A 26,559-nucleotide genomic window follows, 5' to 3' on the forward strand; every position below is an offset into this window, starting at 1 on the left:
GCAGAAGGGAACCGCCAACAGGTTTTACACATGTGCTCAGGCATGCTTAGGGTGGGTTCATAAGCTTCCTTAGCTTATGGCCGGCTGTACCGAAAGACGTTTCCCGTAGACAACAGGAGGACCACCATGACTGATCAGTACACGTTCCGAAACCCTGTCACCGCCTACGAAAAAATTTCCCCGCCGAAGCAGCACCAACCCGAACCAGGACTGGACGCAGAGTTGACGCCCACGGCGGATCTTGGCGAGGAGACCTACCGCGGAACCGGTCGGCTGGAAGGGCGCAAGGCGATCGTTACCGGCGCGGACTCGGGCATCGGCGCGGCCACGGCCATTGCCTTCGCAAGGGAGGGTGCCGACGTCGTGCTTTCCTACCTGCCCGAAGAGGAAGAAGATGCTGCCCGGATCGCCGGCATCATTGAAGCTGCGGGCCGCAAGGCCGTCAAGGTGCCCGGCGACCTCAAAGACTCCGCTACATGTCAGGAAATAGTGGACACCGCCGTCGCCGTCCTCGGCGGGGTGGACATCCTGGTCAATAACGCAGGCAAGCAAGTGGCACAGGAAGACCTTGCGGACATCACCGACGAGCAGTTTGACCACACACAGAAGACGAACGTGTACGCCATGTTCTGGCTGACCAGGGCTGCGCTCCCCCACCTTCCCGCCGGTTCGACCATTATCAATACAACATCGATCCAGGCCTACAGCCCTTCACCCACACTGGTGGACTATGCAACCACCAAGGCCAGCATCAACAATTTCACCAAGGGCCTGGCCCAGCAGCTCGCCCCCAAGGGCATCCGGGTCAACGCGGTGGCACCCGGCCCCATCTGGACCCCGCTGCAGGTGAGCAGCGGCCAGCCCAAAGAGGCCTTGCCGGAGTTCGGACACTCCACTCCCCTGGGCCGCGCCGGCCAGCCGGCGGAGCTTGCTCCGGCATACGTGTTCCTCGCTTCGCCCGAATCCAGCTACGTAGTTGGCGAAACCCTCAACGTCAACGGTGGCAGCCCCACGCCCTAGCCGGGAACCCGCAGCTGCGTGGCTGACGTGGTGGGAATGGACTCGCCCTTAGGCCCTGCCCTTGAGGATCATGTGCCAGTAGACCTGGGGAAACATGATGCGGTCCACCCACCACGACAACCGGCTTTCCTTCCACGTGGGCACTTTAGGGATGGTAGGCATGGGGCGGTAGTGGTCATCGAATTCAGCGAAGACCACCGTGGTCCGCGAAACGGTGAAGGGGCATACGGAGTAGCCGTCGTACTTCATCGTCGGTGGTTTTCCCTGGCGGGCCGCCACGAGGTTCTTCGCCAGCACCTTGGTCTGCTTGCGCAACGCACCGCCGGACTTGGAGTTGGTGGTGGCTGCAGCGTCGCCCAGGGACCATACGTTGGAGTGGCGGACGTGGCGCAACGTTTCGGTGTCCACTTGGACGAATCCGTCCTGCAGGCCAGGGGCCGGAAGATCCGTAGCTTTGAGCCACTCCGGCGCAGACTGGGGCGGGACGGCGTTCAGGACGTCGTACCGCAGCTCCTCAGTTGTGTTGGTGGCATTGTTGCGGATGGTCGCTTGCCTGCTGGCTGCGTCCACGGCCACCAATTCGCTGTTGGTCCGGAGCTCAATGCCGTATTCAGCGATTTTCCGCTCAAGCTCCCTGTCCACCTCGAGGATGCCAAAAACGGTGGGATAGGGCTGCACCATCACCACTCTGATATTGTCCAGGACACCTTGTTCCCGCCAGTAGTCACACGCCAGGTACATGGGCTTCTGGCTGGCGCCCCCACACTTAATGGGTCCGGAGGGCATGGTGAAAATTACTGTGCCGGACCGGACGCTGCTCAGGAGTGACCAGACCTTGGGTGCGAGCTCGAATTCGTAGTGGGACGCGCCGTACGGGGAATGGACAGCCTCGGCCAACCCCGGCACTGAATCCCATCGGTACTGGAGCCCGGGACACACCACCAGATGTTGGTAGCCCACGGCGCCGCCTGAGGCCAGCACCACCGTGTTGGCCGCGGTGTCCACATCCACGGCATGGTCTTTGATCCAGGCAACTCCCTTGGGTATCACGGATGCCTGGCTGCGGGTGGCTTCCTTGACCGCAGCCCTGCCGCCGGCGATGTGGGAGAACAGCGGCTGGTAAAGGTGATGGTCTTTGGGTTCAATGAGGCCAATATTCCTGACCCCGTATCTGGTCAGCCGGGCCGCGAGCGAGACTCCCGCATTGCCCCCGCCAATGATGACTACATCGTGCTGATGGGACATATCGCTAGTTCTTTTCGGTCAACGCGGAGCCTTTGTGCGCCGCCCGTGCGCCGGTTTTGCCTGATTCCACCACGTACTGCGGCTCGTCTTCAGTGGCTCGGTGGGTGTTGCCGTCCAGAACGAAGTCACTGGTTTTCTTCTCCACAATCTTTCCGTGCGTCTTGCCTTGGGAGGTATTCCACTCCACGCGCGTTCCCTTGCTCAGTGCCATGTCCGCTCCAATGTGTGGTGTTCAGCTCTGACTTCAAGCGCTCCACAATAGTAAGCATGATGATCTTTTTCGCGGAACCCTCCTGCGGACGTCGCTGGCCCGGTCTTAGCCCGGCGGGTCTTGCCCCACGAGACCGTCCACGGATTCGCGGATAAGGTCTGCATGGCCATTGTGGCGCGCGTACTCCTCAATCATGTTCAAGAGGATATAGCGCAGGCTGGGCAACTCAATATCCGGACGGGATGCGACAGTGCCTTGCCGGGACGGGCCGCCTTCTGCCATGGCTGCCTCGAAAAGGACCCGGGAACGTGCAACAGCTTCACGCCACCTTTCATACAGTTCGTCGGGAGAGTCGCCGGCGGCGGAGTTCCAGTCCCAGTCGGGGTCAGCGTCCCAATCCACGGAGTTCCACGGGGGAAGTTGCCTGCGGCCATGAAGCCACTCGGTGGACATATCGTCCTCGAAGCGGGCCAGGTGCTTGAGCAACCCGCCCAAGGTTAACGATGACGGAGCATGCCGGGCCCGCAGGCTTTCCCGGTCGAGTCCCCCTGTCTTCCATGCGAACGTAGTCCTCTGCCGCTCAAGGAAGCCAAGCAGGGTGGCGGCTTCATCGCCGTCCAGCGGAGGCTCGGCGTTGACCGGTTCGGTAGTGCGTACTTGATCGTTCACGGCGACTCTCCTTGTTCTTCAGCCGGAAGGAGTTCCCTGCTCCCGGTCGCGTGACCCTGCTGAAGCAGAAGACTTTCTGGTGATAAGCCACGTGATGAACCAGAGCACCACGCCAATGGCCATAAGCCCGCCGGCTACCTGGTACTGGATGGGGTTCCTGCCCACCCAAGGACCAGCGAGGAAGGCGCAGAGGATGGCGGCCACCCATGGCAACTGACCGGGCGAGGTGAAAAACACCTTGCGATCAGGGTCCCTCTTGCGGCGGAGCACAACGCACGCCACATTGACCACGGTGAAGACGCACAACAGCAGAAAAGCAGTTGTCCCCGAAAGGTTGGCCACGATGTTGCTGTCCGGATCGATGCTGACGTACCAAATCAGTCCCAAGGCGAGCACGGTGGAGAAAGTGATGCCGGCCCACGGTGTACGGCGCCCGGGCAACACCTTGCCCAAGCCACGGGGAAGGACATGCTGGCGGGCCATCCCATAGATCAGCCGGCTTGCCATCAGCATGTTGATCAAGGCAGTGTTGGCCACCGCGAAGACTGCCAGGAACGGAAAGATCTTATCGATCGGGAAATCCGGGGACCCTTTGTGGACGACCTCGAGGAGTGCCGCCCCTTCGGATTCCCTGATCTCACCCAACTCGGCAGGCGACAACACACTGACAACAGACACCGCAACCAGCATGTAGAGCAACACTGCGATGCCGAGGCCCGTCAACATGGTTCGGGGAAAGATGCGCTCCGGGTTCTTGGTCTCCTCCACCATGTTCACCGAGTCCTCGAATCCAACCATGGCAAAGAAGGCAATGGACGTGGCGGCCGTTACAGCCAGGAACAACCCCTTGTCCTGGTAGTCGGTGAACACCGTAATTTCTTGAATGTTGCCTGTTCCCTGCGCCATCACGAAGAACCCGACGCCGATCACAATGCACAGTGCGAGTACCTCAACCGAGGTCAGCACCACATTGAACTTCACGCTCTCGCCAACCCCACGCAGGTTAATCACTGCCAGCAACAGCATGAAAACCATGGCGACCAGCGTGATCATGCCTTTGTCCGGCGCGCCCATCCATCCGTTGACCTCCAGACCCCCGAACAGGTTCTGGGCGAGGACATTTGCCGATGTTGAGGCGCTGGTGATGCCGGAGCAAACGACGGCGAACGCCACAAGGAAGGTGACAAAGTGGATCCCGAAGGCCTTGTGCGTATACAGGGCCGCACCGGCTGCCTGAGGGTATTGAGTTACCAGTTCCAAGTAGGAAAAAGCCGTCAGCGTCGCCACGACGAAGGCCAGAAGGAACGGCAGCCAAACAATGCCGCCCACAGTCCCTGCCATCGTACCCGTGACCGCGTACACGCCGGCTCCGAGAATGTCGCCCACGATGAAGAGGAGCAGGAGTTTGGGTCCCAGAACCCGCTTGAGCTGTGGTTCTTCGTCCGGGGGTGAAGCTTGGTAGACGTCATCGGATGTGGTGCTCATGGTTGACCTCCACGGCGGATACACGGTTCCCTGATCGTGTTCGTGACCTGACGTATCCCACTGTGAGCCTGTCCGCTGACTTTGGCAACACTGTCGGACCCGAAAACCTGCCCTTCCGGACCGCCGCACGCTTGCAATATTCTGGGCCGACCAGCCTGCGGCGGACGGAGGGCCGGGAGCCGTAGGATACTGACAGTTCCGAAAGGACCATCCATGCTGATTTGCGGTGCCTGTGCGGTGGAACGTGACGAACCCGTTCCCGGGGTTTGCCCCATCTGCGCCGACGAACGGCAGTACGTGCCTGAGGAAGGGCAGCAGTGGGTCAGTCTTGACCAGCTCGGGACAGCCGGCCAGCGGCTATCGTTCTCAGAAAACGAGCCAGGTCTTGTCGGCATCAGCACTGACCCGAAGGTCGGAATCGGTCAGACGGCCCAGCTGGTGGTGACGTCCCAGGGCTCGTTGCTGTGGGATCCGGTGGGCTACATCGACGACGGTGCTGTGAACGCGGTGCTGGAGCACGGACCTGTCCTGGCGATCGCCGCCAGCCATCCCCACATGTTCGGCGTGCAGGTCGAATGGTCGCGGCGGCTGGGCGGGGCACCGGTATGGGTGGCTGAAGCGGACCGCCAATGGCTGGGGCGCGATGATCCAAACATTGCCTACTGGTCTGGCAGCACGTCGATCGGTGCCGGGCTGACCCTGCACCAAACCGGCGGACACTTCCCCGGCAGCGCCGTGGCGCACTGGGCGGCAGGAGCAGCCGGTGCGGGAGTTCTGCTGACCGGTGACAGCGTATTTCCCAATCCGGATCGTCGCTCCATCTCTTTTATGCGAAGCTACCCGAATCGCCTGCCGCTGTCCGGGGCAGTGGTGTTGCGGATCGCCACGCAGCTGGACACCCTTGCGTTCGATCGCATCTACGGGAATTTCAACAACGTCATAGCGTCCGGAGCCAAAGCTGTTTTGCGCGATTCCGCTCAACGGCATGCTGCCTGGGTGCGGGGAGACTTCGACCACCTGACATGAATCGGCGCTAGGGGGCAGTCCTCATCTTTTTCAGGTGCAGTCCCCTGCACGGAATCGCAGCCGAGACCAAGTCTTTGCTGTGCTGGTGCTGTGGGTGAGCGAAGAACTTGTCGGTGTCGGTGAGCTCCACCAAACGCCCTTGGTAGAGGACAGCTACACGGTGGCACATGTGCCGCACCACGTCCATGTCGTGGGTGATCATCATCAGTGACAGTCCCCGCTCGCGGTGCAGGCGTTGCAACAGGTCAAGAATTGTCCGCTGCGTCAGCGCGTCCAAGGCGGACGTTGCTTCATCGCAAATGAGCACTTCCGGCTCCATCAGGAGCGCCCTGGCGATGGTGACCCGCTGCAGCTGGCCGCCGGAACACTGGCCAGGGCGCCTGTCCAGCAGCGCGGGTTCCAGTTCCACCTCTGTCATGGCATCGTTCAGACGCCGGGTCTTCTCGTTCGATGGGAGCCGCCGTGGCAAGGGTGCTTCCAAGCTGGAGCGGAGCGTCATGCGGGGGTCGAAGGCGTCATGTGGTTCCTGGAACACCAGTTGGACGGCAGTCGGATCGGCACGACGGTCTGCTGACAGAGCCCGGGTGATGCTGCCGCCGCTGATTCCGTCGAGACCAACGATGGCCCGGGCGAGGGTGCTTTTCCCGGATCCTGACTGGCCGAGCACCCCCAGGATCTCGCCCTTTTTCAGCTCAAGGGAAACAGCGTCCAGTGCTGGACTGCTGCCTCGACGGCTACGTCCGAAATTCTTCACCACGCCGTCCAGGGTAATGACACTCCGCTCTGGCTGCAGCTGCTTCACAGTCCCTGATGGCAGGAGGTTTGAGGCTTCCAGGAGCCTTTGCGTGTAGGGAACCTTGGGACTTCCCAACACTTCTTCGGCGGTGCCCGATTCCACGATCTTTCCTGCATCCATCACCAGGACACGGTCTGCGAAGGCAGCAACGGAGGCAAGGTTATGCGTGATGTAGAGAATCCCCAGACCACGCTGGATCCGTTCGCGGTCCAGCAACTGCAGGATCTGGCGTTCCAGGACCTTGTCCAAAGCGGACGTCGGTTCGTCAGCCAGCAGGATCTCAGGCTGGCCCGCCAAGGCCATGGCCGTCATGGCACGCTGGGCCATGCCACCGGAAAGTTGATGCGGGTAGGCCCTGGCGCCCCATTGCGGATCCTCGAACCCCACTTCATCCAACAGTTCCAGCACCTTCGCATCCGCAGCTCTGCCGCGCAGGTTTGAATGGAGTCGGAGGGGTTCCCCAAGGTGGGCGCGGATGGTCTTGTTGGGGTTGAACATCTTCTTGGGCTGTTGGAACAGCATCCCCAGCCGGCCACCCCGGATGCGGTTCAGCTCAACTTCAGGGGCACGGGTCACGTCGACGGAACCCACATGGATGGACCCGGAAACAATGCGCAATTGTTGCGGCAGCAACTGCAGGACGGACCGGGCCGTCATGGTTTTGCCCGACCCCGAACCTCCCACGAGGGCTACAAATTCGCCGGGATGCACCGCAAGGCTCACGCCGGAAAGAATGGGGCGCCCGGCGTCGGCGCCCAGCACCGTCAGGTCCTCGATAACCAGTTCAGGCATGCCGGCCCTCCACCACCAGGACATCCACCGGGTCGGCTGCCCGCCGTGACGTCCGCTGACCGATCAGCGTCACACACAGGGCAACCAGGAAGATGGTGAGTCCCGGCGCAATGATCCCCCACGGTGCCCGCTCCGCGTACGGCTGGGCCGCTGCCACCATGGAACCCCAGTCCGATTGTGGCGGTTGAACGCCCAGCCCGAGGTAGGACAGGGCTCCCACGCTGATCAGGAGCTGCCCGAAACGCAGCGTCGCCTGCCCCAGCATCGGGGCTGCGAGGTGCGGGATGATGTGCCGGAATACAATGAACGACGGCGAACAGCCCACCACGCGCGCTGCTTCGACAAAGCCGCGTGCAGAGACGTCATAGGCCAACGTCCGCGCCAGGCGGGCAAACGGCGTCCACCCTGTCACGGTCAACGCGACCAGGAGCGAGGTAAAGCCTGTGCCCATGGCAGCGACGATGAACAACGCCACCACCATCTCCGGCAGCGCCAACAAGACATCATTGGTGCGGGTGAACAGTTCGTCTACCCAGCCCTTCCGCCGCGCGCTGAGCACACCGACCACCAGACCAATGATTCCGGTCAGGACCGTGGCCAGTGCCGCCACCACCAAGGAGAACCGACCGCCGTCGAGCAAGCGGCTGAGCGTATCCCGCCCAAGGTGGTCCGTCCCCAACCAGTGTGTGGCACTGGGTGGCGCAAGCCGCGCAGCAAGATTCTGATCGTCCGGCGGAAAAGGTGCCAGCCACGGCGCAGCCGCCACGGCGGCGACTATCAGGAGGAGAATAACGACGGCGGCGCCGTCGAACACTGACCGCTTACGCAAGGGCGCCACTCACCTTTGGGCTCAGAATCCGGTGCAGGAAGTCCGCGAGAGTGGTGATGGCGACGGCCAAAGCCACCACAACCACCACGCCGCCCTGTGCCAAGGGGATGTCACTGTTGACCACGGCGTCGTAGAGGAGGCGTCCCATGCCGGGGATCGCGAAGATGACCTCCACAATGACCGAACCTCCCAGAAGTCCCGCGAACCACACCGCGAACAAAGTGGACAACGGAACCAGGCCGTTGGGAACCACGTGCCGCAGGACGGTCTGCACGTGGCTAAGGCCCCGGGCCCGGGCAGCGGGAATGTGCTCGGCCTCAAGGGCGTCGATCATGCCTGAGCGGACCGCTGAGGTGAAGAAACTGATGGGCCGAAGGGACAGCGTGGCGGCCGGCAGGACAATGGACGACGCCGTGTTCCACCCCGCTGAGGGCAGCCAGGTGAGCTTGAGGGCAAAGACCAGGACCAGCAGTGGTGCCAACCAGTATTCCGGCATGGCAATAAAGGACTGCGTGACAGTGGTGATCAGTTTGTCGGTTTTGCTGCCTTGTTTCAGGGCCGCCGCAATCCCCAGGGGCAGGGACACCACCACGGCCGTGCCCAAAGCCACCAGCACAAGGCTGAGGGTGATCCCCAAGGCCGGCAACACCTGATCAATCACGGGTGTACGGCTGATGTGCGACAACCCCATGTCGCCCGTGAAGAAGTCACCCAGCCACCGCAGATATTGCACGGGAAGCGGATCGTTAAGCCCCAGGCTTTCCGCCAGTGCCTGAACGGTGGCTTCGTCCACCACGTCCCCGGCCACACGGGAACGGATGATTTTCCGGACCGGATCGCCCGGGGTCACGTAAGGAATCAGGAAGACGGCGAAAGACGACAGCAGGACGGCGACCACCAGGGTCGCCGTCCGCTTGGCAAGGAACGTGATCATACGAGCTTCGGTTTGTCTCAGCCCGTTGCTAGGAGCCGGCCTTGGCCGTTTGCGCGGTCAGGACGTACCGGGACAGCGGATCCTGGACGTAGGACAGGACGTTGCTGCGGACAGCGTCAGTGGCCTGTTCATTAACCAGCCACAGGTTCACGGCTTGGTCGTTCAGGAGTTGTCCGGCTTTGGCATACAGCTTGTAGCGTTCCTCGGTGTTGGAGGTCCGGGCCGCTTCGGTGATGAGTGCGTCGTACTGTTCGTTGCAGAAGTGGCTCAGGTTGTACGTGCCCTTGCAGGTGTAATCGGCCGTCAGGAAACCAATGGGATCGGCAATGTCGATCAGCCGGTTGCGCTGGCTCAGGATCATGTCATAGTTGCCGGCCAGAACGTCCGGTTCAGCCGAGGCGTATTCCTTGGCTTGGATGCTCACCGGAACACCGATGTCCTTGAGGTTGTCCTGAACCACCGTTGCTACATCGGCGAACTCCGTCCGCTCCACGATGGCGATGATCTCCAGCGGCTTGTCTGCGGTGTAGCCGGCATCGGCCAAGAGCTTCTTCGCCTCGTCCAGGTTCTGCTTGGGTGGCTTGGCTTCGCTGGAAGCCCATGGTTCGGAAGGCGCGAAGGGGCCAGCGGCAGGCAAGGCCGCGCCTTCGTAGACGCTGGCCGCCAAGGCTTCAAGGTCCAGAGCGGAGCGGAGTGACTTGCGGAAATCCACGTTGTTGAAAGGTGCCCGGCCGTTGTTCATGTACAAGGTGGCCGTGCGGGGCGAATCTGCCTTCAAGACGGAAACATCGGGTGCACTTTCAAGCGTGGACAGTGCGGAGGCCGGAATGGACAGGGAAATGTCGGCCTCGCCGGTTTGGACTTGGGCGGCCCGGGTAGCGCCGTTGGTAATGAAGCGGACTTCGGCGCCAGCCAACTGCACCTTGCCGCCCCAATAATTCTCGTTGCGGTCCAAGGTCAAGGACTGCTTCGCCTTCTCCGACACAGGTGTGAACGGGCCGGTGCAGTGACCGAACGGATCAAGCGTGGCGCCGGCATAGGCGGCAGGTGCGAGGATGCCCGTGTTGACGCTCGCCAAGCGGAACGGCACCAGCGGGTTCTCCACCGGCGTGGTGACGCGAACGGTCTTGGCGTCCGTCGCTTGAACTGCGCTGACAATGCTCGGGCTGAAAGCCCTTGCAGGTACCTTGGCCTTCAGGACCGAGTTCAGCGAAGCGGCGACGGTCTCTGCGGTGAGATCGGTACCGTCCTGGAACTTCACGCCGTCACGGATGGTGAAGTCCCATTCAAGCGGTGAGACCTGCTTCCATTCTGTTGCCAGGAACGGGACCACTTTGCCCTGGGCAGAATCGTACTTGGTCAGGGTTTCCAGGCAGCCGGACAACGACAGGATGTACGCGGCGTCGGACTCAAGCGCCCAGTTGGCCACGGGGGCCCGGAAGTTATCCACGACGATGCGTTGGTTGGTATCGGCCACCTTTTCGGTGGTGCCTGTCTGTCCACCGCTAAGACCACAACCGGTCAGCGAAAGAAGTGCAGCGACCCCAAGGGCTGCTGAGGAACGGCTGAGTGTGCGCAAAGGGAACCGCCTGCGATGTATGCCCGGAACGGGAGGGCATGGGGAACTGGAGACTATTTAGGTTAGCCTTACCTCGGCGCCACACCAAAAAGAGGACGCTTCGCAGACGCGTCACAATGTGCCTGACATCACCCGTAAGCCCAACAATCCCCTCGCCACGGCATCCTGCCCTCGGGTTCAGCTTTCCCGGGCTTTTCGGGTTGCGGCGTCATTGGCTTTCTGCAGGGCTTGGACCAGCTCGTCCTTTGTCATGGTTGAACGACCCTTGATGTCCAGCTCGCGGGCCCGCCGGTAGAGGTGCTCCTTGGAAGCGTTGGCGTCCACTCCGCCAGCAGTGGGCTTATCCGAGCTGATCCCTTCCGCCGCATGGTCATCCGAAGGTCCACGTTCTTCCTTGGGTTCCCAATGGTCGCCCACCTTCTCGTAGCTGTGCTTCAGCGACGCGAAAGCCGTGCGGGCGGCCCTGCTCTCATCGCCGTCGTAGGAATCCATCGCCGAGTCGTAGGTCTTGGCAAACGTGTCTTGGGCTTTCTGGTCCGAGCGCTGAAGGGTCGAAGGCAACTCGCTTTTTCGGGCATGATCGTTTTTGCCGGTCTTGGGCATGGCACTCACACTCCTGATCGAGGGAACACATTAAGCCTGCAAGAGCAGACGGATTGATGTTCATCCAGCCTACTCAAGGGCCGGAATTGATGGGGGCGTAGGGTGGGAGCAGGACGAAAGGAGCACTTCATGAAGAAAATCCTCATGGTACTAACCAGCGTTTCCGAGCTCGGCGACACGGGAGAGAAGACCGGCTACAACGTAGCTGAGGCCGCACATCCCTGGAAGGTCTTCAAAGACTCAGGCCACTTCGTCGATTTTGCTTCCATCAAAGGAGGCCAGCCTCCGCGCGATGAAGTGGACGCGGACGACCCCATCCAGGTTGCCTTTACCCAAGACGAGACAACGCGCGCCGGGCTGTACAACACTGCCCGCGTCGACGTCGTAGATCCCGCCCAGTACGATGCCATCTACCTCGTGGGTGGCCACGGCACGATGTGGGACTTCCCGGACAGCGAAGGCCTGCAGAACCTGGTGGCCAGCGTGTACAACGCGGGCGGCCTGGTGGGTGCCGTCTGCCACGGGCCGGCCGGCCTGTTGAACGTGGAGCTGGACAACGGGTTCAGGCTGGTTGAAGGCCGCGACGTAGCAGCCTTCACCAACGACGAAGAAGTGGCTGCAGGGAAAGACAAGGTCATCCCGTTCTTCCTGGCGGACCGGCTTGAGGAACAGGGGGCCCGCCACGTCTCCGCAGGGGTTTTCGAAGAAAAGGTGGCGGTGGACGGTCGCCTGGTGACCGGCCAGAACCCCGCCTCGGCCGCTGGCGTGGCCAAGGAAATGGAAAAACTCTTTGCCGAAGTCATCCACCAGGAGAAGGCAGAAGAGCAACACGAAGCAGAAGCAGTGCGTGCAGAGAAGGACGCGGAGAAGAGCGCCCGGAAACAGGCGGATTCTGACGCCGACCACTGATTACAAGTAGTCGCGCCCCCGTTCGCGGGCGATTTCCACCAGCGTGGAGTGGAACGCAACTTCCGCGGGGGCGTAGACCTTGTCTTGGCGCTGGGCCAGAAGTACCCGCCGCAAGGGGGCGTCGGGGCCCAGGCTGAGGACGCGGACATCGGGATGCTGAAGTGCAACAGCCGTCTTGGGCACCATTGCCACGCCCATGCCCACGCTGACCATGGCCTGCGCCTCCTGATAGTCGTTGGCCAGGAACCCGATGTTCGGCTCAAAACCGGCATCGTGGGCAGATCGCTGAAGCACTTCCACTACCGGATGAGCTTCAGCGCGAACAATCCACGACTCCTTCCGGAGTTCACTCATATTTACTTCATCACGATCAGCCAGGGGGTGCCCCTTGGCCACCAGAATCACCGTGCTCTCCTGGAAAACCTCAGTGATGCGGATGGACTCATCACTGAAGCGGTTCCAAGGGTAATCCCAGAGCAAGCACAGTCCCGTCACCCCGGACTCAAGATCCGAGACCAACTCCTCGAAGCGGGCACTGCGGACAGAAAGTCCAATGGCGGGGTAACGCTTTTTGAAAGCCCGGATGACAAGCGGGAGAAACGATCCCGCCAGCGTGGGAAATGTACCAACGGTCAGTGAACCGCGCCGCAGGCCCGCGATCTGATCCAGGTCGGCGCGGGCCGCCCGCATCTGACCCACGATCTTCCGAGCGTGCCCTGCCAGTAACTGGCCTGCCTCAGTGGGGACTACGCCGCGCGAACGGCGGTTGAGCAACGGCTGGCCCACTTCCTGTTCGAGCTTGCGCAACTGCTGTGAAACCGCCGACGGCGTGTACATCATGGTGTCGGCCGCGGCGGTGATGGAACCCTGCTCGACCACTTCCACCAGCAGCGCGAGCCGCCGGATATCGAATAACTCGGGGGCGTCATCATTAAGCATGCGTTCATGCTCCTGTCCAAGTGGTTCATTCACTGTATTTACGGGTCATCAAGTTGCCATGGAGCTTGCTGTTCATGCGTTCGACACATCATGATCCACTCGCTGCGCCTTATTGCCCAAGTGATTTAAGCATCACTACAACCCCCATCATATATCCAACATTGTCTTCATTTGTGATCCGGATCATTCTCGTAACAGGAACAACATCAACGAGATGCAGGGAACACCATGAAGATAGAAGCGGAATGGATGCGCGGAGGCACCAGCAAATGCTGGGTCTTTGAAACTGCTCATCTGGAACGAGCCGGCACCGACGTCAACGAGCTGCTTCCCAGGCTCTTCGGAAGCCCGGACTCCCGCCAGATCGACGGAGTTGGCGGGGCCACCTCCACCACCAGCAAGGCGATGATCCTCAGCCGGCCTGACGACGATGAAGTTGATGTCGAATTCACCTTCGCCCAGGTAGGCATCGAAGAGGCAGCCGTGGACTGGGGCAGCAACTGCGGGAATTGCTCCGCAGTTGTGGGCCTGTACGCCATTGAAAAAGGCTGGGTTTCACCCGGCGGCGATTCCACCCGCGTCGTCACCCGCAACACCAATACGGGCCAGATCATCATCCAGCGGGTCTCAACCCCCGACGGCGCCCTGCCGATCGTTCCCGATGCAGAAATGCCCGGAGTCGTTTTTCCCGGGTACAGGGTGGGTCTGGGCTTCCGTGATCCGGCGGGAAAGACCACCGGAAAGCTCCTTCCTACCGGCGCGCCGACGGACATCATCGTCGCAAGCGGCACCCGGTGGACGGTATCAATGGTCGACGCCGGAGCGCCAGTGGTCATGCTGCGCGCCGAAGACTTGGGACTGGACACGGCCCGCTATGAAACCTGGGGCGCCGGCGTGGACCTGCAGCTGGATACTTTGGACGTGATCCGCCGCCAGGCGGCCGTCCGGATGGGATTGGCGCCCAGTCCTTCGCAAGCAGCGCGGGCCGTCCCCAAGCTTGCGATCGTGGGCGCACCCACCGGGGCAGACCCGGAAGGCGACGTCAACGTCATGATGCTCTCCATGGGGAAACCGCATCCGGCCTTGGCCATCACGGGAAGCATCGCTTTGACACTGGCCGCCCGCACCACGGGAACAGTGCTGAACCACATCACCGGCATCATCTCCCGCCCCACCCTGAAACTCCGCACGCCGGCCGGTGTGATCGAAACCTGGACCGAACACCGGGACGGTTCCCTCGTGGTGGGCGTCGACCGGACTGCCCGCACCATCGCCACCAGCATCATCCACCTCCCGGAGACTCTCGGCAGTGCCGTCGAAGCCTCGCTAGCATCAGCCACTCAATGAGGAGACACCACCATGGCTAAAGTCACTTACCACCCAGCTCCCGAATCGGAGAGCCAAACCCGGGAACAGAATTCCGGCAGTCCCAACCGCCGCCGCCGTATCCTGCTGGTAACGGTTGCCGCTTCCGTGATCTTGGGCCTGGTTGCCATCCTGTTCGGGGGCGCCATCTTCAACCCGGCGGCCACCCCGGAATCGGAGCCGACCATGAGTGCCACTCAGATCATCCCGCTGGTCATCCTCGTGGTGATGTTCGTCGTCGCCACCAAATGGCCGCTGAACATAGGCGTCATGGGACTGGTGGCATCCTTCGGCGTCGGCTACTTCATGCTGGGCATGACGGACAAGGAAATCCTGGCGGACTTCCCCGCCAACATCGTCATCACCATCATCGGTGTCACGTACTTCTTCAGCATGGCCCAGCGGAACGGGACCATCGACATCATCGTCCAGACCTGTGTTCGGCTGGTTCGCGGCAAAACCATGCTCCTCCCGTGGGTGTTCTTTCTCCTGGCAGCATCGCTGACAGCCCTTGGCACCTTCTCCCCTGCCGCCGTCGCCCTCCTGGCCCCTGCCGCCATCGGGTTGGCCTATGAATCACGCATCCACCCTGTCCTCATGGGCGCCTTCATCATCAATGGAGCCCATGCAGGTGGATTCTCGCCGCTGTCCGTGGCAGGCGTTCTTGTGCACGACATCGCGGTAAAGAACGACTTCCCCATTTCGCAGGGCTCACTCTTCGCCGCCAGTTTTGCGCTGAACCTCATCCTGTCAGTCCTGACAGTGGTGCTGTTTGCCCTCCTGGGTAAAATCCGCGACGGCGTCACAGGCCAGCTCGCTGATCTGGACACCACGCGGACCGCCCGGCCACACGGCCAGCAGATCCTCACGCTGGCACTGATCGTCGCAATGCTTGTCTGTGCCCTGGGCTTCCACATGCCCATTGGCTTCGTGGCACTCTCCGCAGGACTCCTCCTGGCACTGGTCAACATCAAGGAACACCAGACGTTCATCGGCGGAGTCTCCTGGTCCACCGTGCTCCTGGTTGCCGGCATGATCACCTACGTATCCCTGCTGCAGCACGTCGGCGTGATCGATACACTCGCCGAGCAGGCCCTGGCACTCGGGGCGCCGCTTCTGATTGCACTGGTACTTTGCTACGTCATCGGCGTCGGCTCGGCCTTTGCCTCCTCCACCGCCCTGCTCACGGCATTCATCCCTCTGGCGGGACCGTTGCTGGCGACCAGTTCACTGAGCGCCTCGGGCACAGTGGCCGCACTGGCCATCGCCGCGACCGTGGTCGACGTATCCCCATTCTCCACTGACGGCGCACTGGTTGTCGCCAACGCCCGCGAAGACGATCGCCAGCGCGTCTACAAGCAACTCATGATGTACGCCGGCGGAGTCGTCCTCGTTGCACCGGCACTGGCCTGGGCGCTGCTGGTCCCCACCGGAATCATGTAGGTCCCTGACCCACCGGCCGCCGAAGAACAGGTTCGGCACGCGTACGGAACCGTACCTGCACACCATCGCAACAGGAAGCCCGAACCTCGGGCGCAGGGACCGGCGCCTTACGCGCCAAAGGCAGGGCCACCGTGAGGTGGCCCTGCCTTTGGTGAGATAACTCCACTCAGAGCTGAGTGCCCTCAGAAGATATTCCCTTGAGTTCCCGTATGGTCAAGCCCCGGAACGTAGCCGCTCCTTCATGGGCGTAGAGGCGGATGCCGTCGTCGCCTTCAAGGGGGAATACCCTGTGCGAGTGCACCACGCGCCCATCTCCAACGAACATTTCCACACTGGTTCGATCCACCAGGATCCGCAGCGTGAGGCGGCCTGTAGCAGGATCTACCGGCGTTTGGGTTTCGCCTGCCGTCGGGTTGATCGTGGGGCGGCGATTGACGTAGGCAAACGGGCCACCCACGAAAACACCCGCTGCCACGTGCCTGCCACCACCGGGTGCGCGGCACAGCTCCAACCCGAGATTGGCAGGCGGCGCAGCCGGATCCCACACCAGCTCGCACGTGAGGTCGTAGGCGTTCGAGCGAATCTTCAGGTCATGAGTACCCGCAACCGGCACATCACCCAAGCGATGCGTTCGCTTCACGTGGTCCCCCAGCGCAGACGTGGGTACGGAAGCGAGAAAGTAGGCCCCGTTTCCACGCCTGAGCCGGACATCCCGGACGATCATGTCATCGCCGTTGTAACCGTCAGTAGCCAGGGTTGGTGTGTTGTGGGGGTAATCCCAGAAATTTGCCCACCCGATCGCCCGGCGGAGGGTTGGGTCCTCCGCACCCGACGCATCGTGATGCGGGTAGGTGACCGCGCCATAAAAATCGAAGCCATAATCGAGCCATTCAGGCTCGGGACGGTCCGGGGTAAAGGAGCTGCCGTCAAAAGCTCCTGTCCAGTAGGCATACGTTGCCGGCAGTCCGCGGCCCTTGCCATTTGCGCTGGTGCCCAACACCCAATGCCGGGTGCCGTCGTCGGCGGTCATCCTAAAGAGGTCGGGGCACTCCAGCAGCCCCAAGTCGCTGCGAAGAAACTCGCCAACCCGTTTCCAGGAGCGCAGGTCCGGTGACGTGTAGAAGCCCAACTTCTGCCCCTCCGCGTTGGCCATGAACCACCGGCCGCGGTCCTCGTCCCAGATCACCTTGGGATCACGGAAATCGGGCACCCCCGGGTTGGGCAGCACCGGCGCCTGGCCACCTGGCTTGAAGGAGCGACCCTTGTCCGTGGAGTACCAGAGGTACTGTGCCTGCCGGCCTTCCGGTGCCTGGGTGACAAGGGCTATCACCGCGCCGGCCCCGTAACCCGCAGTATTCCGCTCATCAACCACCATGCATCCGGACCAACAGTCGCCGTTGGAATTGCTGAACTTCGGTATCGCGACCCCGCGGTCCCGGAACGCGACGTGATCAGTGGTGGTGGCCCGTCGCCACGATGTGCCACCACCCCCTTTGATGTAGTCGGCGTTGTACAAGTAGTAGTAGTGGTACTCCCCGTCGAGGTAGATGGGGCGCTGGGGATCGTTCTTCCAGTTATCAGGCACGCTGAAGTGATAGACCGGGCGCATCCGGGTTGCTCCTTTCGACGATGGGCCGCCCGCTGCCGTGGCTGCCGCAACGGGGCTGGCCTGCGCTGCGGCACCAGACAGCGCGATCGATCCACCGAGGGCGACTGCACCGGTTCCGGTAAACAGCGCACGACGGGAAAGCGATGGTGATCGTTCCATGGGTTTCACAGTCCTTCCGGGACGAGGTTGCGGGGGCTTTCAAAGATCCCGGCCATGGTCCAGGCATCGAAGGAGAGGAGCCGCGCCGAACCTTCCGTGGCCGCCAGCGTCACGCGCCCCCCGCCCAGGGTCGGGTAGACACGGGCCGTGAGCGGCTTGCCATTGGCGAAAATTTCGACGGCGGACCTGTCCACCAGGACGCGCAGGCGGACCCGACCGTCCGTCATGGGAACAGGCCCGGACTTGTCTTCACCATCAATGGCAGGGGCGAGGCTGGAACGGCTGCGGTCAAGGCGGAGGGTGCCGGTGCGGGATCCGTCGGCGGCCCGGCTCAGCACAATCACCGTCTCCTCGGCACAGTCCGGGGACGTCAGCACTCCGAGCCGAACCTCCGCACCGGGAGCAAGTTGCACGTCCAGCTCAAGGTCCAGCTGGTTGCCGGACACACCGGTCTCCACGGACGTTCCCGCCCCCACCAGCACTTGGCCGGGGACGCTGACGTGGCTTCTGCGCAGCTTCTCTACTTCGGGAACCGGTGCGAATTCCAACGTTCCATCGTTGGCCAACGTGGTGACGCGCGGCAGGCTCATGACGCCCGACCAGCCGGCTTCGACCATGGCGGCATCGCTTCGTCCTTCCTGCATCCAGCCGAACATGACACGGCGGTTTGACTCGTCCTGGAACGATTGCGGTGCGTAGAAGAAGCGGCCTCCGTAGTCCAGCCGGTGCAGCGTATCCGGCTCGAAGGTATCGCCGGCGTAGCGGCCGGTCCAATACAGCGGGTGGCGGGTTACGCCGTCGTCCCATGCTGAGAAGACCAGCACATCAGGCGAGCCGTCCGTGGGCGCAGACCCCAACGATCCCTGCCCCGCACGGAACAGGTCTACGCATTCCCACATCGTCCCGGTCCAATCAGTGTCCGCAGGATCGCCCTGTGAGGCATCCCCGATAAAGAGTGGTCCGAGGTAGTCCCACGACCGTAGGTCCGAAGACTCATAGAGGAACGCCGTGCCGCCGAGGTGCCGGATCCCTGAACCCACCAACTGCCGCCATGTGTTGCCCTCGCGCCATACGCAGTGATCGCGGTAGGCCGTGACGTCAACACCGGCCGGCGGGGCACCAATAACCGGGTTCCCGGGGTCCTTGGTCCAGCTCAGCAGGTCCGGGGTTCCCACAGCGACGCATGGGAGCTCCTTGCCCTCCGCACGGCCCGAATACACCAAGGTGGGCGTCCCGCCGTCGTTCACCAACACCCCGGACCAACAACCCTCGGCGTCCGGCCCCTCGGACGGTTCCAAAGCAACAGGCTGGTCAACCCAGGTGACCAGGTCGGTGCTGGTGGCGTGACCCCACTGGATGCGGTGATGGAAAGCGCCCTCAGGGTTGTACTGGTAGAAGAGGTGGTAGGTGCCGTCCCAGTGACTGACACCGTTGGGGTCATTGAGCCAACCGGCCGGTGAGACAAAGTGGAAGCGCGGCCTCAGTGGATCGGCTTCGGCGCGGGCCACCAACTCCTCCTGCGGAACGGTAGCGAGCGGGTGGGTCAGTTCAGTCATGCGGAAGCCTCTTCTTGAGCGTTCGACGCCGGGTGGCCGGGTTGGAGTGGTTCACTCGCCAGGGCATGGCCGCCGGCGGCAGCCCAGGGGCGGTACAGGTGGCAGCGGACCCAGTGACGGTTTTCGGGGTCCCCCACCTGATGGCGGACAGGTTCTTCGGCCGAGCAGGCCTGGTCCTGGTCGCCGTCGAAGGCGCAGTGCGTGGAGGCCATGACGGCCTGCCGCAATTCGGCCCTGCGAACGGGATCGTACGAGCCTGCCCGGGCGGGATCCGGGACAGCGGAGACCAGGAGTTGCGTGTAAGGATGCGCGGGGTTGGCCAGCAGATCCAGGGACTCGCCTTCCTCCACCAGTTCACCGGCGAACATGACCGCCGTCCGGTCCGCCAGGTATCGGGCGGACGCGAGATCGTGGGTGATGTAGAGCATGGAGATGCCTTGCTCGTCGCGGAGTTTGCGCATGAGGTTGAGCACGCCGATCCGGACGGAAACGTCCAGCATGGAGGTAGGCTCGTCGGCCAGGATGACCTGCGGTTCAACGGCGAGGGCCCGGGCTATCGCAACGCGTTGGCGCTGACCGCCGGAGAGCTCGTGCGGATACGAGTTCAGCATGTCGGCATCCAAGCCAACCGTGGTCATCAGCTCTGCGAGCCGCCGCTGCGTCTCCTCCTCGGAACTACCGTTCTTGCCGTGGATCGCCAGGGAGCGCCGCAGGAAATGCTCGATCCTATGGGCCGGGTTCAAGGAGCCGAAAGGATCCTGGAACACCATCTGCAGCTGGGACCGAAACGCCCGTGACGCCTGGAAACGATCCCGCTTCAGGACATCGACGCCGTCAATGAGAATCTCCCCGGAGCCCGGCTTTTCGAGCCGGGCAACACAACGGGCCAAGGTGCTCTTGCCGGAACCGGACTCCCCCACGAGGGCCACGATTTCGCCCTTGCCAATGGTCAGATCGATCCCATGCAAAGCGCGGACAGAATCGCGGGAGAACAAGCCGCCAATCGGGAAGGTCTTTCCCAGGCCTCGAATCTCAAGCGCGGGGGTGCCGGTAGTGGACACGGGGGCTGGGGTCATCAGGGAATGGCTCATCGTGCGGCTCCTTCCAGGTTTGCTGAATCAACCACCGGGGCGTCGGCGCCGAACGGTGCCACAAAATGCCCGTGTGCAGCCTCGGTGAGGTCCGGGATGTTGCGGAACTTCACTCCGTCGGGCAATCCCGTCAACGGAACGCGGGGACCGGTGAGCGGCGGGAAGGCGCCCATCAGCGCCTGGGTGTACGGGTGGCGGGGGTTGGCGAAGACGTCCTGGGCTTTGGCGGTTTCCACAATCCGGCCTCCGTACATCACGGCCATGCGGTGCGAGAGTTCCACCATGAGGGACATATCGTGCGTGATGAACAGGACGGAGAAGCCAAGCTCGCGCTGGAGTTCCTTGATCTGTGCCATGATCTCCTGCTGCACCACCACATCCAGTGCAGTTGTGGGCTCGTCCAGAATCAGCAATGACGGTTTGAGCGCTACAGCCATCGCAATAACGGCACGTTGTCGCATGCCACCCGAGAGCTGGTGCGGATAGGACTTAAGCCGGGCGGGATCGATCCTCACCAGTTCCAATAGTTCACAGGCACGCCGCATTGATTCCTTGCGGGAGTAGTCGGCGTGGGTGGTGAAGATGTCTACAATCTGTTCGCCGATGGTCAGCACCGGATTGAGCGAGTTCATGGCTGATTGGAAGACCATTGCCACGTCCTGCCAGCGGAAGCGCCGCAGCTCCTCCGGGCTCATGGCCAGGACGTCCTTGCCGCCAAAGGAAATGCTGCCGCCGGCGATCTTCGCAGGATCCTTCAGGAGCCTCATGATCGAGTTGGCAATGGTGGACTTCCCGCAGCCGGACTCCCCCGCGAGGCCGAATACCTCACCGGTGCCGATGCTGAAGGAAACGCGGTCGACGGCGGTGGTGGAGCGGGTGTCACCGATGTACTTGACGGTGAGGTCCTTGACGTCAAGGACAGGTTCGTGGGAGCCGAAGGAAACTTGGGAGATGGTCATTTGGCGGCGCTTCTTTCGGTGTTCGTGGGTGCTGTTTTAGTCGTTTTGATCTTCCGAAGCCGCGGATTGGTGACCTCGTCCACGGCGTAGTTGATGAGGGCAAGGGCGAAAGCCACCAGCGCGATGCACACGCCTGAGGGGACAAAGACCCACCAGCTTCCGGTGAGCAGGGCGCCTTCGTTGCCGGCCCAGAAGAGGTTGTTGCCCCAGGAGACCGTGCTGACATCGCCCAGGCCAAGGAACTCCAGGCCCGCTTGGGCGCCGATGCCGTAGATGACGCAAGCCAGCAGCGTGCCCATGACGATCGAGGCCATGTTGGGCAGGATCTCACGGAACATGATCCGGCCGGCCCTTTCGCCTGACACCACGGCCGCAGCCACAAAATCCTTGGAGCGGATGGACAACGCCTGCGATCTCAGTACGCGTGCGGAACCGGCCCATCCGGTCACCACGAGTACCAGGATCACGGTCCCCAGTCCCGGCGGAAGGAAGGCGGCCAGGATGACCAGCAGCGGCAGGCCGGGCAGGAGCAGGAAAACGTTGGTGACCAGGGACAGTGCTTCGTCAATGAATTTGCCGAAGTACGCCGAGGCAAGGCCCACCAGGATACCGATGAAAGTTGATGCCAAGCCCACGGTCAGTCCCACGAACAGCGAGCTCCGGGAACCATGGACGGTCAGTGCGAGGACGTCCTGTCCCTTGGCTGTAGTTCCCAGCCAGTGCTCGGACGATGGTTCCAGTGAAGCCATGGCCGTGATCCGCGACGGGTCCCCAGGAAACAGGATCGGTGCCAGAAGGGCCAAGGCGATGAAGACGATCATCACGGCCATGCCCGTCAGGGCTTTCTTGTTGGTGAGCAGTCCGTGGACAAAGCTGCGGTTCGGCTTGCGGACCGGCGTTGGAGTTGGCTGCTTCAGAAGTGCGGTTGTCATGATCAGTCCCTCTAGTTGCTGCGCACGCGCGGGTCGAGGCGGACGTAGAGGATGTCCACCAGGAAGTTGGCAAGCAAAACAGCGGCGGTGATGGTCAGGAACAGGCCCTGCATGAGCGGATAGTCGAGGCCTTGGACAGCGTTGAGGAGCTGGTAGCCGACGCCGGGGTAGGCGAACACCACCTCTGTGAGCAAGGCACCGCCCACCACGAATCCCAGTCCCATGCCGAAGCTGGTCACCGACGGGAGCATGGCGTTGCGTGCCGCATAGCGGAGCATGATGCGGCCCGGGCGGAGTCCCTTGGCTTCGGCCATGGTGATGTAGTCCTCGGAGTTGGTGGCAATCATGGTGTTCCGCATGCCAAGCATCCATCCGCCGATGGAAACCAACACGATCGTGAGTGCCGGCAGCACAAGGTGCGCACCGACGTCGCCAATAAACTCCCAAGTGAACGCCGGCTCCAAACCGTCAGTGAACGCATGGCGGATCGGGAACCAGCCCAACACCACGCCAAACAGGTAGAGCGCGCCCATGGCAAGCCAGAAGTACGGGAACGAACCGATGAACACCAGCACCGGTGGAAGCGCGGAGTCGATCGCGCCGCCGCGCCGCCAAGCGGCCAGGATGCCCAGCAGGTTACCCACGACGGCGGCAATGACCAGTGCAGTACCGCCCAGCAAGAGTGTCCAACCGATTTGGGACGAAATGACCTCGGTGACCGGGGTGGGGAAACGGGAGATGGAAACACCCATCTGCCCGGTGAAGATGTTGTGCATGTAGTCGATGTACTGCTCCCAGATGGGCCGGTCGTCAACACCCAGCAGCTTGCGCAGGGCCTCGATCTGTTCCGGCTGCATTCGATCTTGGGAACGGGCGAACATGCGGGAGACGGGGTCCCCGGGCATGAAGCGCGGAAGCAGGAAATTCAGGGTGATGGACGCCCAGAAGGCGATCAGGTAGAAACCCAGGCGGCGCAGGATGAAGCGCACGGTTTCCCTCCATTCGGGAAGTGCGGAAAGTATGGGAAGGCACGCCCGGCGGCGTTGGCCGGTGATCCGGCGTTCCGCCGGGCGTGCGCTGTGAGGCCCGACTGGGCCTCATGCGAAGGAATCGTTACTTGCGGGGTTCCAGCGTGGTCAGAACCAACACGGTGGTAGGCGACCGGACCGAGAGTGTGGCGTAAGGGTTGGCCTCGGTGGGCCAGCCGGTGAAGCGGGTGTCGTTGAAGGCACCCCATTCAGGGCCGGAGAACAGCGGCACCAGCGGTGCGACGTCGTTGTACTCTTCCTGCAGCTTGTTGGCGATGTCCTTCTGCTTGGACTGGTCAGCCTCCGCCGCAAAGTCGGCCAGCAGGGCATCCGCCGTGGTGTCGCCGAACCGGTGGTAGTTGTCGAGCGTCTTGGTACCAACGGGCTTCACAGTGCCTGTGCCCATGGAGGTGTTGAAGTACTTGTACGGGCTGGGGTCGTTGGCACTCCAGACAATGCCGGAGTCGAAGTCACCGGTTTCATAGCCGGCAACCACGGCGGCCCAATCAGGAGACTCCACCTTGGTTGTGACTCCAACCTCGGCCAGGTTCTGTGAGATGACGTTGGCCACGGACAGCCAGTCGGACGAACTGGCGCCCACGGAGATCTTGAATTCGAAAGGCTTGCCGTCCTTCAGCGTGCGCTTCCCATCGGCTCCCTTGGGGTAGCCCGCCTTGTCCAGCAGCTCGTTGGCCTTCTGGACATCGTGGTTGGTCCACGTGCAGTTGTCCTTGACCTGGGTGTTCTTCCAGGTCTCGTAGTTGCCTGACAGTCCGGTGCAGTCGGCCGGCTTGGCGTAACCGCTCATGCCGATCTTGGTGACTTGCTCGCGGTCCACTGCCATACTCAGTGCTTTGCGGACGTCAACGTCGTTGAAAGGCGCCTTAGTGGTGTTGAGCTGCCAGTTGATCATGGCACCCGTAGCCGGGAACCAGTACTGACGGTGTTCCTTGTCTTTGGAGACAAAGGTCTTTTCGATGTTCGGGATGTACTGGGGGGCCCAGTCGACGTCGCCGTTCGCTGCCGCGAGGTTGGCGCCGTCGTTTCCTGCGAAGGCGAGCAACTTGATGCCGGCAATCTTCTGCTTTTCCGGCTGCCAATAATTGGGGTTCTTCTTCAGCACAAAGGACTGGGCCTGGAAACTGTCTACCTCTGTGTACGGTCCGGTGCCCACGGGCTTGGCGTTGGCGTCCTTTTCCGGATCCGGCACTGCAGACCAGATGTGCTTGGGCAGGATGGTGAGCTGGCCGACGTCGTAAAGGGCCGGCGACCACGGCTTGTTGAAGTTGAAGGTGACCTTGTTGCCCTCGGCGGTAACGCTGTCCAAGTACTCGAAGCCGCCCTTGATCTTCTTCTGTAGTTCGAACGTATAGGCAACATCGTCAGCCACGAAGGGCTGCCCGTCTGACCATTTCACACCATCACGGAGGGTGAATGTGACTGACTTGCCGTCCTCGGCCGCCTTCCACTCCGTGGCGAGCCACGGCACAGTATCTCCCTTGGCCGGGTTGAAGATCAGGAGGGATTCGTAAATGGACTGCTGAACCATGGGGTTCACCGTGGGTGCAAACGGGTTGAAGTTCTGCACGAACGTGCCCATGTCCTCGCGCGGAATGGTGAGGAACGCGCTGGCGTTCGCTCCGGCGTCGGAAGTGCCTGTCTTGGCCACGTTGGCCGTGCAGCCGGTAAGCAGCATAGCGCCCACTGCGAGGCTCGCTGCCGTCATTCGGGCAGCCCTGAATCGGGGGTGTGTCATGATGGTTATCTCTTTCCTGTCTTCATCGTCCAAGGTGAAGGGGTGGGTAAGGGGTTTGCTCTTCGACGTTGATTTCGCGGTCAGACCGAAGAGCGTTCTAGCAGCGGACAGCCGACCAATTGCTGGTCGGCAATGATCGGCTGTCCTGCTGTAAGAGCGGCTAGCGTTTGGACGCCCAGGGCGCCCATTTTTTCGAAAGGCAACGCAACCGTGGTCAGTTTTGGCCTGAGGTAGGCCGCAATCAGTTCCTGGTTGTCGAAGCCGATCACAGCGATGTCCCCGGGGATGGTCAGGCCCCGTTCCTTGATGGCGTCATAAGCGCCCATCGCCATACGGTCATTGAGGCAGAACAGCGCAGTTGGCCTGTCCTTGGGTGGATAACGGTCCAGAATCCGGCACGCGGCATCGTAGCCGCCATCCGCCGTTGCGTATCCGGACACCACCAGTTCGGGGTTGAGCTCCAGTCCGGCGGCGGCGAGTGCTTCGCGTGCACCCGCCAACCGCCCCACTGCAGCAGGAATAACCGGGTCAAGATTGATGACTCCGATCCGCGTGTGGCCGGCTTGAAGCAAACGCTCGACGGCGACGCGGCCGCCCCCACGCTCGTCGGGGACGATCGAGGGCAGCTTTCCGTCAGCGTCGAAGCAGTTGATCAAGACGGTGGGTACTTCGTTGGCGCTCACCGGAACCCGGACGCCCCGGTGAAAAGTGGCTGCGTAGAGAAGTCCTTCCACCCGTTGCTCCAACAGTTTTTCGATGGCAGCATCCTCCAGGCCCTGGTTGGGTCCTACGGCATCCGCTTGGTCCGATGGCGCGATGAGCAGGAACCGGCGGTCAAGCCAGGCCTGGTCCTGCGCGCCCTTGATGATGTCAACGGCGAAGGGTGCCGTGACGATCTCCGTCACGATTCCGTACCAGTCCGTGCGCTGTGATGCCAGCGCACGGGCACCGGCATTGGGGCGGTAGCCCAATTCCAGTACGGCATCGTTGATCCGGGTGCGGGTTTCCTCGGAGATGCTGGCATTTTCGCGGTTGCTCAGCACAAAGGAAACAGCAGTCCGGGAAACACCGGCGTGGTCGGCGACGTCTTTCATGGTGACTCCGCGCTGCCGGACAGCTGCGGTGTTGCCGGGGGTGGTGCTTTTCGCCATCGAATGCTCCGGTGTCCTTCGGTGTTCTGAGTGTTGCGCCAGACCTTCTTTGTCTGACTGACCTGCCTGGTAAGGCAGCGCTGGTAACGCGCGTTACTAAGTGGGCATGTGACTTAGGTTACCCGCGTTACTTCGAGTCTGTCAACACTCCATTGAGGCCCCGGGGGACTAATTGTCGTCAGGCTTTTCCTTGCTTGTTTCATGTTCGTCTTGACGTGGCGCATCGTGGACCTTTCTCGGCCTCTTGCCCTCAAGGTCGGCAGGTACGGGCGGATCCTTCTCTTCATCAGTTGACATGAAGCCAGCATAGGTGGCGCACCCGCGGCGATACAGGGAGGGCAAAGCCAGGTTAATTTCACGTGGCAATGTCGCAGTTAAGGCGCGTCACGCCCACCCCCGGTTTTACCAGCCAACGTATAATCCGAGCATGCCTTTCATGCTCCTCGTACCAGCTTTCCATGCCCACCCATCCG

At 62.1% G+C, this 26,559-nt stretch carries 23 protein-coding genes; 5 read left to right on the plus strand and 18 right to left on the minus strand.

Translation table 11 applies throughout. The features are described 5' to 3' along the window. The first annotated feature begins 126 nt into the window (after window positions 1–126). A complete protein-coding gene (locus RQH14_RS04550; protein WP_311212153.1) occupies window positions 127–1,020 on the plus strand; it encodes a glucose 1-dehydrogenase in 894 nt (297 codons plus the stop codon). A 48-nt stretch (window positions 1,021–1,068) separates the two neighbouring features. Here the strand turns inward: RQH14_RS04550 and RQH14_RS04555 are convergent, their stop codons facing one another. From RQH14_RS04555 to RQH14_RS04570, 4 genes are all read right to left on the minus strand, one after another. After that, a complete protein-coding gene (locus tag RQH14_RS04555; RefSeq protein ID WP_311212154.1) occupies window positions 1,069–2,265 on the minus strand; it encodes an FAD/NAD(P)-binding oxidoreductase in 1,197 nt (398 codons plus the stop codon). A gap of 4 nt (window positions 2,266–2,269) precedes the next feature. Continuing rightward, window positions 2,270–2,476, minus strand: coding sequence for a DUF2945 domain-containing protein (locus tag RQH14_RS04560; protein ID WP_311212155.1), 207 nt, complete (start codon window positions 2,474–2,476; stop codon window positions 2,270–2,272). 105 nt (window positions 2,477–2,581) lie between these two features. Further along, window positions 2,582–3,145, minus strand: a complete 564-nt coding sequence (locus RQH14_RS04565) for a DinB family protein (protein WP_311212156.1) — start codon at window positions 3,143–3,145, stop codon at window positions 2,582–2,584. Between the two features lie 18 nt (window positions 3,146–3,163). Beyond that, on the minus strand, window positions 3,164–4,630 hold the full coding sequence (locus RQH14_RS04570) for an APC family permease (RefSeq protein WP_311212157.1): 1,467 nt from the start codon (window positions 4,628–4,630) through the stop codon (window positions 3,164–3,166). Window positions 4,631–4,843: 213 nt separating this feature from the next. Between RQH14_RS04570 and RQH14_RS04575 the strand changes: the two genes are divergently transcribed. After that, a complete protein-coding gene (locus RQH14_RS04575) occupies window positions 4,844–5,656 on the plus strand; it encodes a hydrolase (protein ID WP_311212158.1) in 813 nt (270 codons plus the stop codon). A 7-nt stretch (window positions 5,657–5,663) separates the two neighbouring features. Here RQH14_RS04575 and RQH14_RS04580 read toward each other — a convergent pair whose 3' ends face one another. The 5 genes from RQH14_RS04580 to RQH14_RS04600 all read right to left on the minus strand — a co-directional run bounded on the left by RQH14_RS04580 (window position 5,664) and on the right by RQH14_RS04600 (window position 11,189). Next, window positions 5,664–7,244, minus strand: a complete 1,581-nt coding sequence (locus RQH14_RS04580) for an ABC transporter ATP-binding protein (protein WP_311212159.1) — start codon at window positions 7,242–7,244, stop codon at window positions 5,664–5,666. After that, window positions 7,237–8,082, minus strand: a complete 846-nt coding sequence (locus RQH14_RS04585) for an ABC transporter permease (protein WP_311212160.1) — start codon at window positions 8,080–8,082, stop codon at window positions 7,237–7,239. Before RQH14_RS04585 ends, RQH14_RS04580 begins: the two co-directional genes overlap by 8 nt. After that, a complete protein-coding gene (locus RQH14_RS04590; protein WP_311212161.1) occupies window positions 8,066–9,007 on the minus strand; it encodes an ABC transporter permease in 942 nt (313 codons plus the stop codon). The genes RQH14_RS04585 and RQH14_RS04590 overlap by 17 nt, the downstream gene beginning before the upstream one ends. A 28-nt stretch (window positions 9,008–9,035) precedes the next feature. Then, window positions 9,036–10,586, minus strand: coding sequence for an ABC transporter substrate-binding protein (locus RQH14_RS04595; RefSeq protein WP_311212162.1), 1,551 nt, complete (start codon window positions 10,584–10,586; stop codon window positions 9,036–9,038). A 177-nt stretch (window positions 10,587–10,763) separates the two neighbouring features. Next, a complete protein-coding gene (locus tag RQH14_RS04600) occupies window positions 10,764–11,189 on the minus strand; it encodes a ChaB family protein (RefSeq protein WP_311212163.1) in 426 nt (141 codons plus the stop codon). A 129-nt stretch (window positions 11,190–11,318) separates the two neighbouring features. On the opposite strand from RQH14_RS04600, the gene RQH14_RS04605 reads away from it, so the two are divergent. Further along, window positions 11,319–12,098, plus strand: a complete 780-nt coding sequence (locus tag RQH14_RS04605) for a type 1 glutamine amidotransferase domain-containing protein (RefSeq protein ID WP_311212164.1) — start codon at window positions 11,319–11,321, stop codon at window positions 12,096–12,098. Here the strand turns inward: RQH14_RS04605 and RQH14_RS04610 are convergent, their stop codons facing one another. Continuing rightward, on the minus strand, window positions 12,099–13,037 hold the full coding sequence (locus tag RQH14_RS04610; RefSeq protein ID WP_311212165.1) for a LysR substrate-binding domain-containing protein: 939 nt from the start codon (window positions 13,035–13,037) through the stop codon (window positions 12,099–12,101). Between the two features lie 228 nt (window positions 13,038–13,265). On the opposite strand from RQH14_RS04610, the gene RQH14_RS04615 reads away from it, so the two are divergent. Together RQH14_RS04615 and RQH14_RS04620 are read left to right on the plus strand one after the other, a co-directional pair. Continuing rightward, window positions 13,266–14,384: a PrpF domain-containing protein gene (locus RQH14_RS04615; RefSeq protein ID WP_311212166.1), complete on the plus strand. Its 1,119-nt coding sequence runs from the start codon at window positions 13,266–13,268 to the stop codon at window positions 14,382–14,384. 12 nt (window positions 14,385–14,396) lie between these two features. Further along, entirely contained in the window at window positions 14,397–15,845 is a 1,449-nt protein-coding gene (locus tag RQH14_RS04620; RefSeq protein ID WP_311212167.1) for an SLC13 family permease, read from the plus strand. A 166-nt stretch (window positions 15,846–16,011) separates the two neighbouring features. Here RQH14_RS04620 and RQH14_RS04625 read toward each other — a convergent pair whose 3' ends face one another. From RQH14_RS04625 to RQH14_RS04660, 8 genes are all read right to left on the minus strand, one after another. After that, window positions 16,012–17,454: a glycoside hydrolase family 32 protein gene (locus RQH14_RS04625; RefSeq protein WP_311212358.1), complete on the minus strand. Its 1,443-nt coding sequence runs from the start codon at window positions 17,452–17,454 to the stop codon at window positions 16,012–16,014. Between the two features lie 164 nt (window positions 17,455–17,618). Further along, the gene (locus RQH14_RS04630) at window positions 17,619–19,169 is read right to left on the minus strand and encodes a glycoside hydrolase family 32 protein (RefSeq protein WP_311212168.1); all 1,551 of its coding nucleotides are present in this window, start codon (window positions 19,167–19,169) and stop codon (window positions 17,619–17,621) included. Then, entirely contained in the window at window positions 19,166–20,260 is a 1,095-nt protein-coding gene (locus RQH14_RS04635) for an ABC transporter ATP-binding protein (protein ID WP_311212169.1), read from the minus strand. The genes RQH14_RS04630 and RQH14_RS04635 overlap by 4 nt, the downstream gene beginning before the upstream one ends. Further along, on the minus strand, window positions 20,257–21,219 hold the full coding sequence (locus tag RQH14_RS04640; protein ID WP_311212170.1) for an ABC transporter ATP-binding protein: 963 nt from the start codon (window positions 21,217–21,219) through the stop codon (window positions 20,257–20,259). Before RQH14_RS04640 ends, RQH14_RS04635 begins: the two co-directional genes overlap by 4 nt. Continuing rightward, window positions 21,216–22,151: an ABC transporter permease gene (locus tag RQH14_RS04645; RefSeq protein WP_311212171.1), complete on the minus strand. Its 936-nt coding sequence runs from the start codon at window positions 22,149–22,151 to the stop codon at window positions 21,216–21,218. The genes RQH14_RS04640 and RQH14_RS04645 overlap by 4 nt, the downstream gene beginning before the upstream one ends. Window positions 22,152–22,162: 11 nt before the next feature. Further along, window positions 22,163–23,140, minus strand: a complete 978-nt coding sequence (locus RQH14_RS04650) for an ABC transporter permease (protein WP_144650234.1) — start codon at window positions 23,138–23,140, stop codon at window positions 22,163–22,165. Window positions 23,141–23,264: 124 nt separating this feature from the next. Then, window positions 23,265–24,935 (minus strand): ABC transporter substrate-binding protein, encoded by a 1,671-nt coding sequence (locus tag RQH14_RS04655; RefSeq protein WP_311212172.1) that lies wholly within the window; start codon window positions 24,933–24,935, stop codon window positions 23,265–23,267. Window positions 24,936–25,015: 80 nt separating this feature from the next. Then, on the minus strand, window positions 25,016–26,086 hold the full coding sequence (locus tag RQH14_RS04660) for a LacI family DNA-binding transcriptional regulator (RefSeq protein WP_311212173.1): 1,071 nt from the start codon (window positions 26,084–26,086) through the stop codon (window positions 25,016–25,018). Between the last annotated feature and the right edge of the window lie 473 nt (window positions 26,087–26,559).

Origin of the sequence: Arthrobacter sp. WCS2018Hpa-7 (assembly GCF_031843805.1) — a bacterium.
In the GTDB taxonomy this organism is placed as follows: domain Bacteria; phylum Actinomycetota; class Actinomycetes; order Actinomycetales; family Micrococcaceae; genus Arthrobacter.